At 59.0% G+C, this 13,661-nt stretch carries 23 protein-coding genes; 20 read left to right on the forward strand and 3 right to left on the reverse strand.

Annotated features, from left to right (window positions below; genetic code table 11):
• Positions 1-186: 186 nt before the first annotated feature.
• Positions 187-495 (forward strand): TfoX/Sxy family protein, encoded by a 309-nt coding sequence (locus F8C90_RS10135; RefSeq protein ID WP_158050391.1) that lies wholly within the window; start codon positions 187-189, stop codon positions 493-495.
• Positions 496-613: 118 nt separating this feature from the next.
• Here the strand turns inward: F8C90_RS10135 and F8C90_RS10140 are convergent, their stop codons facing one another.
• The 3 genes from F8C90_RS10140 to guaA all read right to left on the reverse strand — a co-directional run bounded on the left by F8C90_RS10140 (position 614) and on the right by guaA (position 3,405).
• Positions 614-871, reverse strand: coding sequence for an AAA family ATPase (locus F8C90_RS10140; RefSeq protein ID WP_211361097.1), 258 nt, complete (start codon positions 869-871; stop codon positions 614-616).
• A gap of 172 nt (positions 872-1,043) precedes the next feature.
• Complete coding sequence (locus F8C90_RS10145) at positions 1,044-1,679, reverse strand: GyrI-like domain-containing protein (protein ID WP_158050392.1); 636 nt, start codon at positions 1,677-1,679, stop codon at positions 1,044-1,046.
• A gap of 121 nt (positions 1,680-1,800) precedes the next feature.
• Positions 1,801-3,405, reverse strand: a complete 1,605-nt coding sequence (gene guaA, locus F8C90_RS10150) for a glutamine-hydrolyzing GMP synthase (protein ID WP_158050393.1) — start codon at positions 3,403-3,405, stop codon at positions 1,801-1,803.
• A 367-nt stretch (positions 3,406-3,772) separates the two neighbouring features.
• Between guaA and rplB the strand changes: the two genes are divergently transcribed.
• The 19 genes from rplB (at position 3,773) to F8C90_RS10245 (ending at position 13,462) form a co-directional block, all read left to right on the forward strand.
• Positions 3,773-4,603 (forward strand): 50S ribosomal protein L2, encoded by an 831-nt coding sequence (rplB, locus tag F8C90_RS10155; RefSeq protein WP_158050394.1) that lies wholly within the window; start codon positions 3,773-3,775, stop codon positions 4,601-4,603.
• A 23-nt stretch (positions 4,604-4,626) separates the two neighbouring features.
• Complete coding sequence (gene rpsS / locus F8C90_RS10160) at positions 4,627-4,899, forward strand: 30S ribosomal protein S19 (protein ID WP_158050395.1); 273 nt, start codon at positions 4,627-4,629, stop codon at positions 4,897-4,899.
• A 13-nt stretch (positions 4,900-4,912) separates the two neighbouring features.
• Positions 4,913-5,254 (forward strand): 50S ribosomal protein L22, encoded by a 342-nt coding sequence (rplV, locus tag F8C90_RS10165; RefSeq protein ID WP_158050396.1) that lies wholly within the window; start codon positions 4,913-4,915, stop codon positions 5,252-5,254.
• Between the two features lie 5 nt (positions 5,255-5,259).
• On the forward strand, positions 5,260-5,973 hold the full coding sequence (rpsC, locus tag F8C90_RS10170; RefSeq protein WP_158050397.1) for a 30S ribosomal protein S3: 714 nt from the start codon (positions 5,260-5,262) through the stop codon (positions 5,971-5,973).
• Complete coding sequence (gene rplP / locus F8C90_RS10175) at positions 5,973-6,395, forward strand: 50S ribosomal protein L16 (protein WP_158050398.1); 423 nt, start codon at positions 5,973-5,975, stop codon at positions 6,393-6,395. Before rpsC ends, rplP begins: the two co-directional genes overlap by 1 nt.
• Positions 6,396-6,590: a 50S ribosomal protein L29 gene (rpmC, locus tag F8C90_RS10180; protein WP_139652572.1), complete on the forward strand. Its 195-nt coding sequence runs from the start codon at positions 6,396-6,398 to the stop codon at positions 6,588-6,590.
• A 21-nt stretch (positions 6,591-6,611) separates the two neighbouring features.
• Entirely contained in the window at positions 6,612-6,872 is a 261-nt protein-coding gene (rpsQ, locus tag F8C90_RS10185; RefSeq protein ID WP_158050399.1) for a 30S ribosomal protein S17, read from the forward strand.
• A gap of 45 nt (positions 6,873-6,917) precedes the next feature.
• Positions 6,918-7,286 carry a 50S ribosomal protein L14 gene (gene rplN / locus F8C90_RS10190; protein ID WP_158050400.1) on the forward strand — a complete coding sequence of 123 codons (369 nt, stop codon included), beginning with the start codon at positions 6,918-6,920 and terminating at the stop codon, positions 7,284-7,286.
• A 15-nt stretch (positions 7,287-7,301) separates the two neighbouring features.
• The gene (gene rplX / locus F8C90_RS10195) at positions 7,302-7,625 is read left to right on the forward strand and encodes a 50S ribosomal protein L24 (protein ID WP_158050401.1); all 324 of its coding nucleotides are present in this window, start codon (positions 7,302-7,304) and stop codon (positions 7,623-7,625) included.
• Positions 7,626-7,750: 125 nt separating this feature from the next.
• On the forward strand, positions 7,751-8,299 hold the full coding sequence (gene rplE, locus F8C90_RS10200) for a 50S ribosomal protein L5 (RefSeq protein ID WP_158050402.1): 549 nt from the start codon (positions 7,751-7,753) through the stop codon (positions 8,297-8,299).
• A gap of 93 nt (positions 8,300-8,392) precedes the next feature.
• On the forward strand, positions 8,393-8,578 hold the full coding sequence (locus F8C90_RS10205) for a type Z 30S ribosomal protein S14 (RefSeq protein ID WP_158050403.1): 186 nt from the start codon (positions 8,393-8,395) through the stop codon (positions 8,576-8,578).
• A 110-nt stretch (positions 8,579-8,688) separates the two neighbouring features.
• Positions 8,689-9,087, forward strand: coding sequence for a 30S ribosomal protein S8 (gene rpsH / locus F8C90_RS10210; RefSeq protein ID WP_158050404.1), 399 nt, complete (start codon positions 8,689-8,691; stop codon positions 9,085-9,087).
• A 17-nt stretch (positions 9,088-9,104) separates the two neighbouring features.
• Positions 9,105-9,647, forward strand: a complete 543-nt coding sequence (gene rplF / locus F8C90_RS10215; RefSeq protein ID WP_158050405.1) for a 50S ribosomal protein L6 — start codon at positions 9,105-9,107, stop codon at positions 9,645-9,647.
• A gap of 39 nt (positions 9,648-9,686) precedes the next feature.
• A complete protein-coding gene (gene rplR, locus F8C90_RS10220; RefSeq protein ID WP_158050406.1) occupies positions 9,687-10,058 on the forward strand; it encodes a 50S ribosomal protein L18 in 372 nt (123 codons plus the stop codon).
• Positions 10,059-10,072: 14 nt separating this feature from the next.
• Entirely contained in the window at positions 10,073-10,597 is a 525-nt protein-coding gene (rpsE, locus tag F8C90_RS10225) for a 30S ribosomal protein S5 (protein ID WP_158050407.1), read from the forward strand.
• A gap of 2 nt (positions 10,598-10,599) precedes the next feature.
• Positions 10,600-10,791, forward strand: a complete 192-nt coding sequence (gene rpmD / locus F8C90_RS10230) for a 50S ribosomal protein L30 (RefSeq protein ID WP_158050408.1) — start codon at positions 10,600-10,602, stop codon at positions 10,789-10,791.
• A gap of 161 nt (positions 10,792-10,952) precedes the next feature.
• Entirely contained in the window at positions 10,953-11,402 is a 450-nt protein-coding gene (gene rplO, locus F8C90_RS10235; RefSeq protein WP_158050409.1) for a 50S ribosomal protein L15, read from the forward strand.
• On the forward strand, positions 11,396-12,676 hold the full coding sequence (gene secY, locus F8C90_RS10240; RefSeq protein WP_158050410.1) for a preprotein translocase subunit SecY: 1,281 nt from the start codon (positions 11,396-11,398) through the stop codon (positions 12,674-12,676). The genes rplO and secY overlap by 7 nt, the downstream gene beginning before the upstream one ends.
• Before the next feature lie 159 nt (positions 12,677-12,835).
• Positions 12,836-13,462 carry an adenylate kinase gene (locus F8C90_RS10245; protein ID WP_158050411.1) on the forward strand — a complete coding sequence of 209 codons (627 nt, stop codon included), beginning with the start codon at positions 12,836-12,838 and terminating at the stop codon, positions 13,460-13,462.
• Positions 13,463-13,661: the final 199 nt, after the last annotated feature.

Consider the following 13,661-nt stretch of genomic DNA (forward strand, 5'->3'; position numbering starts at 1 on the left):
GTATGTGGCAACTTAGGAAAAACTGCCGGTTGTATAAATGACGCACGACCATTATCAGCCTATGATCCACGGTCATTAGGAAGACGACATGAAGCAGGGGCTCACAATGTTCTACTCATATCGTCTTTATATTCACTCGCTATAGGAGACGGGTGATACCTGGGTCAATTAAGGGAGGGGCATCGCATGGCGTCAAGCGCAGAATACCTGGAATACGTCCTCGACCTGCTGGCCGACGTGCCGGAGGTCTCGCATCGGAAGATGATGGGCGAGTATCTGCTCTATGCGTCGGGCAAGCTCTTCGGCGGCGTCTACGACGACCGCTTTCTGGTGAAGAGCACGGAGTCCTCGCGCGCGCTGCTCTCGGTGCCCGCCGTGCCCTACGAGGGCGCTGCGGAGATGCTGCTCGTGGACGTGGAGGACAAAGCCGCCGTGCGCACCATCGTGGAGGGCATGCTTCAGGAGCTGCCCGAGCCGAGGAAGCGCCGGGCGTAGATTCCCGCGGGTCTGCATATCGTCGCCGGCATCAATCACCCGTGCCTGCTCATATGGCGATTGCGCCATCACCACGCTTAAAAACCGAAGCTCTCCTAGGACTCCTCCAGGAGACCTCCTAGGAAGTCTTCGGGTACCCTACGCGGCAGTTATGGCGCTTACCGTGGTACTCGAGCAACGGCTCGTTGTCGAGATCCAGCAGGTCAATGTAGATGTTGTTGGCGGACGGATCCTTCTGAGCAACAGAGGCGGAGAACGCCTTCATAAGCTCGGACTTGCCGGAGCGGCGCATCCCCGTGATCACTTTGATGTTTCGGGTGCCTTCGAGTGCCCAAAGCTGCTCCATGTATGCATTGCGGTCTACCCAAGTCATCATTCGCTCCTTCTCGGTTTCGAAACTCTAATTATTTGAAAGTTTCGAAACCGAGAAGGCAATATGCCCACGGTCCGCGCAAGTTTTCGCCGGGAGGCTGGGCAGCCTGCCCGATTAACATGGACCGGCAATTGCTAAACCCCAAAAGCCGGAGCGCGCGGCGCCGCTCGTTTCGCTACATCGCCTTGATGGGATGGCGGATCACGGTCTTGAGCTTCTCCGGCGCGCACTTGCGTGGGTCGGAGAGGTAGATCTCGTGATGCAGACGGGCTTCGGAAAAGTCGGGAGCGTAGCCCTGTTCCGCTGCAAATGTGCGCATGGCGTCTATGGTCGCGGGCTCGCCGTCGTAGGGTCCGGTGTGCATGCACTGAACGCAAAGACCCTCGTCGACCTTCAACAGCTCGACCGCCGAGAAGTCCAGCCTCTTCTTGGCGGCGGCTTCCGAGACGGCCCAGTCGAAGTCCTCGCGAGTGACGAAATCGGGCAGGCGTATGCATGAGATGAAGCTGAAGTCATCCTTCCGCGCATAATCGATCTCGCCATCGGCGCGGTCTTGCCACCAGAAGCCCTCGAGCGGAGGCACGACGAAGTCGAAATAGCCCTCGATTTCCAGCGGGCCCTTCTTCGACATCTTGATGGTATAGGCGACGCCGTAGAGCAACGGCAACGCATTCTGGTACTCGCCGCCTTCGGCATTGGGATCGCCCTTGCCCCGCACGGCGACGTAGCTCATAGGCGGAACGGTTACGACGCCCGGCTTGCCCGACGGCCTGTAGAGCCCCCTGAACTCCTTCTTGAAATCGTATGCCATCGCAACAGCCCTCCATGAGCTTAGGTTTTCGTCGATATCAGTTCAAATATAGCAATGGGCGGGGCTTCGAAGGAAACCGCGCCCATTGGCAGTCATTATAACACAGAATCGAACGTCTGTTCTACTCCCACTCGATCGTCGAAGGAGGTTTCGGCGTGATGTCATAGCAGACGCGGTTGGCGCCGGGCACCTCGGCGACGATACGGCTGGAAATCTTGCCCAGCACCTCGTAGGGCAGCTTCGCCCAGTCGGCGGTCATGGCGTCGGAACTCTCGACGGCGCGCAGGATGATGGGGCGCAGGTAGGTGCGCTCATCGCCCATGACGCCCACGCTCTTGATGTCGGGCAGCACCGCGAAGTATTGCCAGCAGCTGTGCTCGGAGTTGCGCTCGCCGGTCTCCTCGAAAAGCCGTTCGTTGTAGGCGTCGAGCTCCTCGCGCACAATGGCGTCGGCGTTCTTCAGAATCTCAAGCTTCTCCTTGTCGACCGCGCCGATGATGCGGATTGCCAGACCCGGGCCTGGGAACGGCTGGCGGTACACGATGTGCGCCGGAAGACCCAGAGCAAGACCCAGCTCGCGGACCTCGTCCTTGAAGAAGTGGTCGAGTGGCTCGATGAGGTCGAAGCTCACGCCATCGGGGAACGGGATCAGGTTGTGGTGGCTTTTGATGGTGGAAGCCTTGCCGCCCGTTTTGCGTGCGCCGGACTCGATGATGTCGGGGTAGATGGTGCCCTGGGCAAGGTACTTCACGGGCTTCCCATCGGTTTCCAGCTGCTGGGCGACTGCGAAGAACTCCTTCCAGAACTGCGTTCCGATGATGCGGCGCTTCTGCTCCGGCTCGGTCACGCCGGCCAGGAGCTCGGCGTAGCGGTCCTCGGCGTGCACATGGATGAAGTCGACGTCGAACTGCTTGGTGAAGACTTCCTCCACCTGCTCGGGCTCGCCCTTGCGCAGTAGGCCGTGGTTAACGAACACGCAGGTCATCTGCTTGCCGATGGCTCGGGCGCCAAGGGCGGCGACCACGGAGGAGTCCACACCGCCGGAAAGCGCCAGAATGACGCGGTCCTCACCGACCTTCTCGCGGAACTCGGCGGTCATGGTCTCGACGAGGTTGTCCATCGACCAGTTCTTTTCGAGCTTGCAGACGTTGAAGAGGAAGTTGGAGAGGATCTGCTGGCCGAATTCGGTGTGCTTGACCTCGGGGTGGAACTGCGTGGTGTAGATGCGCTTCTCGGCGTTCTCCATCGCGGCCACAGGGCATACGTCGGTCGATGCCGCCACGGTGAAGCCCTCGGGCACGTCGCGCACGGCGTCGAAGTGACTCATCCACACGGTCTGATCGGTCGGGGTGCCCTCGAAAAGCGCGCCGCCCTCAACGTGAAGCGTCGCGGGGCCGTATTCGCCCACCTCGGGGTGGAACACGGTGCCGCCGAGCGTCACCGCCGTGATTTGATGCCCATAGCAAAAGCCGAGCACCGGCACGCCCAGCTCGTAGATCGCAGGGTCGACGAGCGGGGCGTCTTCGGCGTTCACGCTCGCCGGGCCTCCCGACAAGATGATGGCGGACGGCGACATCTCGCGTACCTCCTCGGCGGTGATGTCGCACGGCACGATCTCCGAGTACACATGAAGGTCGCGCACGCGGCGGGCAATCAGCTGCCCGTACTGCGCCCCGAAGTCAAACACGAGGACTTTCTGGGCTGAAGCTTGGGATGATGCGCTCAATGCTGCTCCTTAGTCGAAATATCTTCATTCGCCGCCTCGTAAAGCGGCGTCTTATCACAGAGAAACATCTTACTAAAAGGGTGGGGGAGTGATACCCGTTGCTAGGTGAAGGGTTTGGTAAAGAGTTGTGGTCACCTTGTGTTCCCAGGTCGTTACGAAAAGACCCTCTTGCCGGCATTCCAAAAGATGTGTATAATCTTCCGTTGCGTCTGCGGTGTTATGGATACACCCGGGCGCGTGGTTAGACCGGCGTCATGACATCGAGCCTCCATCGGTGCCCACGGCAATCGGGAAGCCACGTAAGGTAGGAGGGTTTTTGGTGTGCGGAGAGGCGCGCGAGCAAAAACCCAGCAAGAAAGAGAGTGTCATGGGAGTCAAACAGTACAAGCCGACGAGCCCTGGCCGCCGTTTCCAAACGGTCTCCGATTTCGCCGAGATCACCACGTCGAAGCCGGAGAAGTCGCTGCTTGCGCCCCTTCACAAGAAGGCTGGTCGCAACAACAAGGGCCGCATTACCGTCCGTCATCAGGGCGGCGGCAACAAGCGTCGTTACCGCATCATCGACTTCAAGCGCAACAAGGACGGTGTGCCCGCCAAGGTGGCAACGGTCGAGTACGACCCGAACCGCTCCGCCCGCATCGCGCTTCTGCACTACGTCGACGGCGAAAAGCGCTACATCCTTCACCCGAAGGGCCTGAAGGTCGGCGATATGGTCGTTTCCGGTCCCGAGGCCGACATCAAGCCGGGCAACGCGCTTCCGCTCGCCAACATCCCCGTTGGTACGCTGATCCACGCGGTTGAGCTCCAGCCTGGCAAGGGCGCCGCTCTTGCGCGTTCCGCCGGCACGAGCATCCAGCTCATGGGCAAGGAAGGCAAGTACGCGATTCTGCGTATGCCGTCCTCCGAAATGCGTCGCGTCCTTCTGACCTGCCGCGCGACCGTTGGCGAAGTCGGCAACGCCGAGCATGCCAACATCCGCATCGGCAAGGCCGGCCGCAACCGCTGGAAGGGCATCCGCCCGACCGTCCGCGGCACCGTCATGAACCCGGTCGACCACCCGCACGGCGGTGGCGAAGGCAAGAACAAGTCTTCGGGTCGCAATTCTGTTTCGCCGTGGGGCATGCCCAGCAAGGGCCATCGCACCCGCAACCCGAAGAAGGCTTCGAGCCGTCTCATCATCCGTCGTCGCAAGAAGTAGCGCGGACACGTTAAGGAGTAACTGTGAGCAGAAGTTTGAAAAAAGGTCCTTTCGTAGAGCCGCGTCTGCTTGGCCGTATCGAGGCCATGAACGCAGCTGGCGAAAAAGACGTCATCAAAACCTGGTCGCGTGCTAGCACCATCTTCCCGGACATGGTGGGTCACACCATCGCCGTCCACGATGGACGCAAGCACGTGCCGGTGTACATTACTGAATCTATGGTCGGCCACAAGCTGGGCGAATTCGCCCCGACCCGCACCTTCAAGGGTCATTCCGCCGACAAGGGCAAGAAATAGGTAGGGGTGAACAATGGAAGTTAGAGCACAAGCCCGTTACGTCCGCGTTTCTCCCCGCAAGGCGCGTATTGTCGTTGACCTCGTTCGCGGCAAGTCCGTCGCCCAGGCTCAGGAGATTCTGCGCTTCACCAATCGCGGTATCGCAGAGACCGTTGAGAAGGTTCTCAACTCCGCCGTTGCGAACGCGGAGCACAACAACCACCTGCGCGCCGAGTCCCTCGTCGTGAAGAAGGCCTACGTTGACGAAGGCCCCACGATGAAGCGTATTCGTCCCCGCGCAAAGGGTTCCGCCGCTCGCATCCGCAAGCGCACGAGCCACATCACGATCGTCGTCGCCCCGCGAGAGGAGGCATAAAGCACATGGGTCAGAAAGTCAACCCGACTGGTTTCCGCATCGGCGTCACCGAAGACTGGCGCAGCCGCTGGTACGCCGACAAGAATTACGCCACTAACCTGGCGAACGACCTCGAGATCCGCGAGTTCCTGAACAAGCAGCTCTCCCGTGCCGCCGTCTCCAAGGTCGAGATCGAGCGCGCAGGCGACAAGATCAAGGTCATCGTCACCACCGCTCGTCCGGGCGTGGTGATCGGCAAGAAGGGCGCCGAGATCGACGCTCTCCGCAAGAAGCTCGAGAAGATCGCCAACGGCCCCGTGAACATCGAGGTCGTCGAGGTTAAGCGTCCCGAGCTCGATGCGAACCTTATCGCTCAGTCCGTTGCTGAGCAGCTCGAAGGCCGCGTGGCCTTCCGCCGTGCGATGCGCAAGGCCGTGCAGTCCGCTCGCAAGAGCGGTGCCAAGGGCATCCGCATCCAGTGCTCCGGCCGTCTCGGTGGTGCCGAGATGAGCCGCCGCGAGTGGTACCGCGAAGGCCGCGTGCCTCTGCATACCCTCCGCGCCAAGATCGATTACGGCTTCTGCACCGCTAACACCACCATGGGCGCCATCGGCATCCAGGTGTGGGTGTACCACGGTGAGGTCCTCCCTGGCCAGAAGGCTCCCCAGCCCGCCCTCGAAGGCACCTCTCGTCCGAGCCGTTCCCGTCGCAACGACCGTAACGAAAGGGGGACGAAGTAATGCTCGTACCTAAGCGCGTCAAGCACCGCAAGGTGCAGCGTGGCTCCATGAAGGGCAAAGCCAAGGGCGGCACCCGCCTGAGCCATGGTTCCTGGGGCATTCAGGCCCTCGAAGCTCACTGGATCACCAATCGTCAGATCGAGGCTGCTCGTATCGCCATGACCCGCCAGATGAAGCGTGGCGGCAAGGTTTGGATCACGATCTTCCCCGACAAGCCGATCACCAAGAAGCCGGCAGAAACCCGCATGGGCTCCGGCAAGGGCAACCCCGAAGAGTGGGTGGCCGTCGTTAAACCGGGCCGCATCATGTTCGAGCTCGATGGCGTTGACGAAGCGACCGCTAAGGAAGCTCTTCGCCTTGCCATCAACAAGCTGCCCATCAAGTGCAAGATTGTTTCCAAAGAAACGGAGGGGCAGGCGTAAATGAAAGCAGCAGAGATTCGTGAACTGTCTGCCGACGATCTGCAGGCGAAACTGAAGGAAGCGCGCGCTGAGCTTTTCAACCTGCGTTTTCAGATGGCAACCAGCCAGCTCGACAACACCGCTCGCGTTGGTCAGGTTAAAAAAGACATCGCTCGCATCCAGACCGAGATGCGTGCTCGCGAGCTGAGCGCTTAAGGCGAGAAAGGTTAGTGCAACATGAGTGAAACTCGCAATTCGCGCAAGGTCCGCCAGGGCGTTGTGGTCAGCGATGCCAATGACAAGACCATCGTCGTTGCCGTCAAGGAGCGCAAGCCGCATCCGGTCTATGGCAAGATGATCACCACCACCAAGAAGTTCCATGCGCATGACGAGAACAACGAAGCCGGCATCGGCGACACAGTTCAGATCATGGAGACGCGTCCGCTGTCCAAGATGAAGCGTTGGCGTCTGTCGAAGATCGTCGAGAAGGCAAAATAGCACGTGCGCTTTTGCATGCTATTCACGAGAAAGTTAGGTTAAGCAATGATTCAGATGCAAACCATGCTCGCGGTTGCCGACAACTCCGGCGCTCGCAAGGTGCAGTGCATCAAGGTCCTGGGCGGCTCCAAGCGCCGTTACGCGGGCCTCGGTGACGTGATCATCTGCAGCGTCAAGGAAGCAATGCCGAACGGCTCCGTGAAAAAGGGCGAGGTTGTGCGCTGCGTCGTCGTGCGCGTCAAGAAGGAAGTGCGTCGCGCCGATGGCAGCTACATCAAGTTCGACCAGAACGCGGCTGTCCTGATCAACCAGGACGGCTCCCCGCGCGGCACCCGTATCTTCGGGCCCGTCGCTCGCGAGCTCCGCGACAAGAAGTACATGAAGATCGTGTCTTTGGCACCGGAAACGCTGTAGGGAGGTTAGTGAGATATGTCTTCGATGCATGTTAAGAAGGGCGACACCGTGAAGATCCTGTCCGGCAAGGACAAGGGCAAGACCGGTGAGATTCTCCGCTCCATCCCGCAGCGTCAGCGCGTGGTCGTCGAGAAGTGCAACATGGTGAAAAAGGCTATGCGCCCCACCCAGCAGAACCCGCAGGGCGGCATCACCACCGTTGAGGCTCCTCTTCACGTTTCCAACGTGATGCTCGTTTGCCCGAACTGCAAGGAAGCCACCCGTACTTCCAAGCGTGTTAACGAGCAGGGTAAAAAAGTCCGCGTTTGCAAGAAATGTGGAAAAGACATCGACAAATAGGTGTCAAGTAACGTATAATCTTCAACCTGCGCGCCTTTCGGTGCGCAGGTTGTTGTATGACCCTGGGCAATCCAGGGACGCCGGGTCGGAAATCCGGCGTTCAAATCATCGGATGAGAGGCAAAAATGACTACTCCTCGTTTGAAGGAAAAGTACAAAAGCGAAATCGTCGCGAAGCTCGAGAAAGAGCTCGGCATTTCCAACATCAACAATGTTCCGCGTCTTCAGAAGATCGTCGTGAACATGGGCGTTGGCGCTGCCGCCAGCGACCACAAGCTGCTTGATGCTGCCATGAACGACATGCGCATCATCACCGGTCAGCAGCCCTGCGTCACCCGCGCCAAGAAGTCCATCGCAGGCTTCCATGTCCGCGAGGGCCAGGCTATCGGCTGCAAGGTCACCCTTCGTGGCGACCGCATGTGGGAATTCCTCGACCGCCTTCTGTCCACCGCGCTTCCTCGCGTTCGCGACTTCCGCGGCATCTCCCGCACCAGCTTCGACGGCCGCGGCAACTACACGCTCGGCATCACTGAGCAGCTGATCTTCCCTGAGATCGAGTACGATAAGGTTGACCGCACCCGTGGTATGGACATCACGTTCGTCACCACCGCTGAAAACAACGAGAATGCTCTTGCGCTCCTCGAGGCGCTTGGATTCCCGTTTAAGAGCAAGTAAAACAAATCGGGTCGCACTCGCGGCCCATTTGCGTAACCTCGGCATTAAGGCTGCCTAAGGGAGGCGGCCTTTAAAGCAAGAAAGAAGGAATGCATGGCTAAGAAATCGATGATCGCCAAAGCCAAGCGCGAGCCGAAGTTCTCCACGCGTCAGCACAACCGCTGCACGCGCTGCGGACGTCCGCGCGCTTACTATCGCAAGTTCGGCCTGTGCCGCATTTGCGTGCGCGAGCTGGCGAGCAAAGGCGAACTTCCCGGCGTGACCAAGTCCTCTTGGTAGTCCTTTCCGGATTCACACGCTAGGGTGTGCCGGCGCATCAGGCGGAGGCGCTATGGGCGCCAACGAACCGAGCGCTTAGGCTCATCAAGGATCAAAGGAGAAAAACAAAAATGAGCATGACCGACCCCATCGCAGATATGCTTACGCGTGTGCGTAACGCTCATTCTGTCGGCAAGCCGACGGTTTCCATGCCGTCGAGCAAGAAACTCGTCGAGATCGCCCGCATCATGCAGGAAGAGGGCTACATCCAGGGCTTCGAAATCATCGATGGCGAACCCCGCGCAACCCTCGAGATCACGATGAAGTACGGCCCCAAGAAGGCCAAGACCATCCGCGGCATCAAGCGCATTTCCAAGCCTGGTCTGCGCATCTACGCTGGCAAGAACGACCTTCCGCGCGTTCTCGGCGGCCTCGGTACCGCAATCATCTCGACTAGCCAAGGCGTTATGACCGACCGCGACGCTCGCAACAAGGGCATCGGCGGCGAGGTTATCGCCTACATCTGGTAGGAAAGGAAGGCAAAGATATGTCGCGTATTGGCAAGCAGCCCGTCGCCGTTCCTGCCAACGTTGAGGTGACCATCGACGGTCATAACTTGACGGTGAAGGGCCCGAAGGGCGAACTGCACCGCAGCTTCAACCCGATGATGACCATTGCCCGCGAAGGCGATGAGATCATCGTTTCTCGTCCGGATGACTCCCGCGAGGCCAAGAGCCTCCACGGTCTCACCCGTACGCTCATCCACAACATGGTCGAAGGCGTCGAGAATGGCTTCCAGAAGAAGCTTCAGCTCGTCGGCGTCGGCTACCGCGCCGCGCTCAAGGGCACCTCTCTTGAGCTTTCCCTCGGCTACTCGCATCCGGTTGTCATCGAAGCGCCCGAGGGCATCAGCTTCGAGGTCCCCAGCCAGACCGAGATCATCGTTCACGGCGCAAGCAAAGAGCAGGTTGGCCAAATTGCTGCCGACATTCGCAAGTGGCGCAAGCCGGAGCCTTACAAGGGCAAGGGCATTCGCTACGAAGGCGAGGTTGTGCGTCGCAAGCTTGGCAAGGCTGCTAAGAGCGACTAGTGGGCTTAAGCGCTACGGTAATTTACTGAAGGGATCATCATGAGAAGCAATGATTTGAAGCATGAGAAAGGCTTAGCCCGTCGCCATCGTCGCGTTCGCGGCAAGATTTCTGGCACGCCTGAGCGTCCGCGCCTTTGTGTGACGCGCAGCAATTCCAACATCTACGCGCAGGTTATCGACGACGTGTCGCATACCACCATCTGCGGCGTTTCCACCCTCGGCCCCGAGTTCAAGGCAACGGGCAAGAAGGGCGGCACCGTCGAAGGCGCAGCTGAAATCGGCACTATCATCGGTAAAATGGCTCAGGAAAAGGGCGTCACGAAGGTCGTTTTCGACCGCGGCGGCCACCTCTATCATGGGCGCGTCAAGGCTCTGGCCGACGCTGCTCGTGAAGCAGGCCTGGTATTCTAGAAGGGGTTAAGCGTATGGCTCGCAAACAGCAAGATAACGCTGCCGTTCCTGAGCTCCAGGAGCGCGTCGTTTACATCAACCGCGTGTGCAAGGTCGTCAAGGGCGGCACGCGCTTTGCGCTCACCGCGCTCGTCGTCGTCGGCGACGGCAACGGCCGCGTGGGCATCGGCCTCGGCAAGTCCAAGGAAGTGCCTGTGGCCATCAAGAAGGGCGTCGATGATGCGAAGAAGAACATGTTCTCCGTCGCCATCACCAAGGAAGGCACCGTTCCCCACGACATCGTGGGCGAGTTCGGCGCAGGCCGCGTCCTCATCATGCCGGCTGCTCCTGGTACCGGTGTTATCGCCGGCGGCCCCGCTCGTGCGGTCATGGAGCTCGCAGGCATCAAGAACGTGTTCGCCAAGTCTCTCGGCACCAACAACGCAATGAACGTTGTGAAGGCTGCTGCAGACGGTCTCCAGAAGATGCAGAGCCCGGTCGAGGTTGCGGAGCGCCGCAACATGTCCGTCGCTCAGATCTTCGGCGGGAAGGAGAACTAGTAATGGCTGAGGCACAGAAAACGCTGCGTGTGACGCAGATCAAGAGCTCCATCGGCTACAAGAAGGATCAGCTTGCCACGCTCAAGAGCCTTGGTCTTGGCAAGATCGGTCGTTCCCACGACCTCGTGGACAACGAGTCTGTCCGCGGCATGATCTTCAAGGTGAAGCACCTTGTGAAAGTGGAGGAATTGTAAGTTGGGGTTGCCCCACTTACATATTCTCATTAAGGTATAATCTCGGATTGGCGCGCCGGACACCGGTGGCGCCAATCTGGGCGTTATTAGGAAGTTAGCTGGCGGCGAGCTGCCAGCCCCAGGTAAAGCAGCCTGGAAGCGAATGTAAGGAGTATTACATAATGGAACTTAAGGATCTCAAGCCTGCAGAGGGCTCTCGTCACAGCCGCAAGCGCGTCGGTCGCGGCAACGGCTCCGGCTATGGCAAGACTGCCGGCCGCGGTCTGAACGGTCAGAAGTCCCGCGCTGGTGGCGGCAAGCGCCCCGGCTTCGAAGGCGGCCAGACTCCTCTCGCGATGCGTCTGCCGAAGCTCCCCGGCTTCCGCAACATCAATCGCGTCGAGTATCTGCCGGTGAACGTTTCCCGTCTCGAGGAGAAGTTCGAGGCCGGCGAGGTCGTCAACGGCGAGTCTCTCAAGGCTAAGGGCATCATCAAGCATGAGGATGCGCTGGTGAAGGTTCTGGGCGATGGCGAGCTCACGAAGGCTCTCACCGTTTCGGTCGATAAGGTGTCTGCTTCCGCTAAGGCGAAGATCGAAGCAGCCGGAGGAAAGGTCGAAGAGCCTTGCTAAGCTCTATCATTGACGCATTCAAGGTACCGGAGCTTCGTAAGAAGATTCTGTTCACGTTGGGAATTCTGGCGTTGTATCGTTTCGGCGCCTACATCCCCGTGCCCGGTATCCCGTTCAACGAGTTCGCGAATTCCTTCTCGAACTCGGGCGTCTCGATGACCATGCTCGACTTGTTCACGGGCGGTGCTCTTTCGCACTTCTCCGTGTTCTCACTCGGCATTATGCCCTACATCACTGCATCGATTATCATGCAGCTGATGCAGGGCGTGATTCCCGCCGTGGGCCGTTGGGCGAAGGAAGGCGAGACCGGTCGTCGCAAGATCACCCAGGTCACGCGTTACCTGACGCTCGGACTTGGCCTGATCAACGCTATCGGCTACCTGCTGCTGTTCAAGTCCTCCGCATATGGCGTGGTCTTCACCGACCAGGTCCCCGAAGTCCTGACCGACATTATCGTGGTGTTCACGCTTGTTGCTGGCACGGCCTTCATCATGTGGATGGGCGAGCTTATCACGCAGCGCGGTATCGGCAACGGCATGTCGCTCATCATCTTCGTGAGCATCGTGTCCCGCGTTCCCGCTGCGATCTTCTCGTCCGTGAACCTTCAGGCTGATTTTGGAATGGGCATCGCAATCACGGTACTCATCCTCATCGTGGTTCTTGCTTGCATCCCTGCGATTATCTTCATCGAGCGCGCTCAGCGCCGCATCCCGGTGAACTACGCCAAGCGCGTTCAGGGCCGCAAGATGATGGGTGGCCAGTCCACCTATATTCCGCTGAAGGTGAATGCTGCGGGCGTTATCCCGATTATCTTCGCGAGCTGCATCATCTACTTCCCGGCTCAGCTTGCTGCGTTGTTCAACGTTGGTTGGCTGACGGCGTTCGCTGATGCAGTTTCCACTGGGTGGCTCAACTGGATTTTGACCGTGCTGCTCATCGTGTTCTTCGCGTACTTCTATACCTCGATGGTGTTCAACCCCGAGGACACGGCGGACAATCTGCGCAAGCAGGGTGGCTTCATCCCCGGTGTGCGTCCCGGCTCTGCAACCGTGACCTACATCAAGAACGTGATTCATCGTGTGACCCTTCCGGGCGGTATTTTCATCGCCTGCATCGCGGTCATCCCGACGATCATCTTCTACTTCAGCGGCAACCAGCTCATTCAGGCGTTTGGTGGTACCTCGATTCTCATCATGATCGGTGTTGCGCTCGACACTATGAGCAAGGTTGAAAGCCAGCTGAAGATGCACAACTACGACGGCTTCTTCAAGTAAGACCGTTTGCATATGACTTGCTCATATGCTAGTTAGGAACCAAGGCCACGGGTGGAGTGCTCGTGGCCTTTTCCGTTTGCGTGAAGTTTCGCGCTCGCGTTGCGCGTTTGGTAGAATAAGCGATGGAATTTATCCTTGCTGATTGAAAGGAACTCAATCATGAATATCGTGTTGCTGGGTGCTCCGGGCGCTGGTAAAGGCACGCAGGCTGCCAAGCTCGTCGAGGAATTCGGCACGCCCCATATCTCCACTGGCGACATGCTTCGTGCTGCCGTGAAAGCCGGAACCGAGCTTGGCAAAAAGGCAAAGTCCTTCATGGACGCGGGCGATCTCGTCCCCGACGACGTCATCATTGGGCTTGTGACTGAGCGTCTCGGCGAGCCGGATACGGAAAAGGGCTTCATTCTCGATGGTTTTCCGCGCACTTCCGCTCAGGCTGTTGCGCTCGACGCCGAGCTTTCTAAGCTGGGTCGTCCCCTGTCCGCCGCTCTTCTTATCGATGTTGACTCCGAGGTTATCGTGAAGCGCCTCACCTCGCGTCGTATGTGCAAGGACTGCGGCTTCATCGGCTCTGAAGCTAATGAGCAATGCCCGAAGTGCGGTGGCGAGATGTATCAGCGCGACGATGACAACGAGGCAACCGTTCGCAATCGCCTCGACGTGTACGAGAAGTCCACGAGCCCGCTCATCGATTACTATCGTGGCTGCGATTTGCTCGTTTCCATCGATGGAGATCGGGACCCGAACGTTGTCTATGCTGACGTGAAGAAGGCTCTCGAGCTGTAAGAGGGATAATGCGGCGGTCTTTTCGTCGTGCTCGCTAGAAAACCCCGTATTCTAAAGGCCCCGTTCACATTGTGAACTGCCTCCCATTTCTTGGATACGAGAAATGGGAGGCCCTTTTATGGCTGGAAACGCTTTGTACGACGTCGGTCTGAGGCTGCGCGCAGCCGAGCTGCACGACATGGGGCGAGGCCGCGCATCG

Origin of the sequence: Ellagibacter isourolithinifaciens, from assembly GCF_008831035.1 — a bacterium.
GTDB lineage: Bacteria > Actinomycetota > Coriobacteriia > Coriobacteriales > Eggerthellaceae > Ellagibacter > Ellagibacter isourolithinifaciens.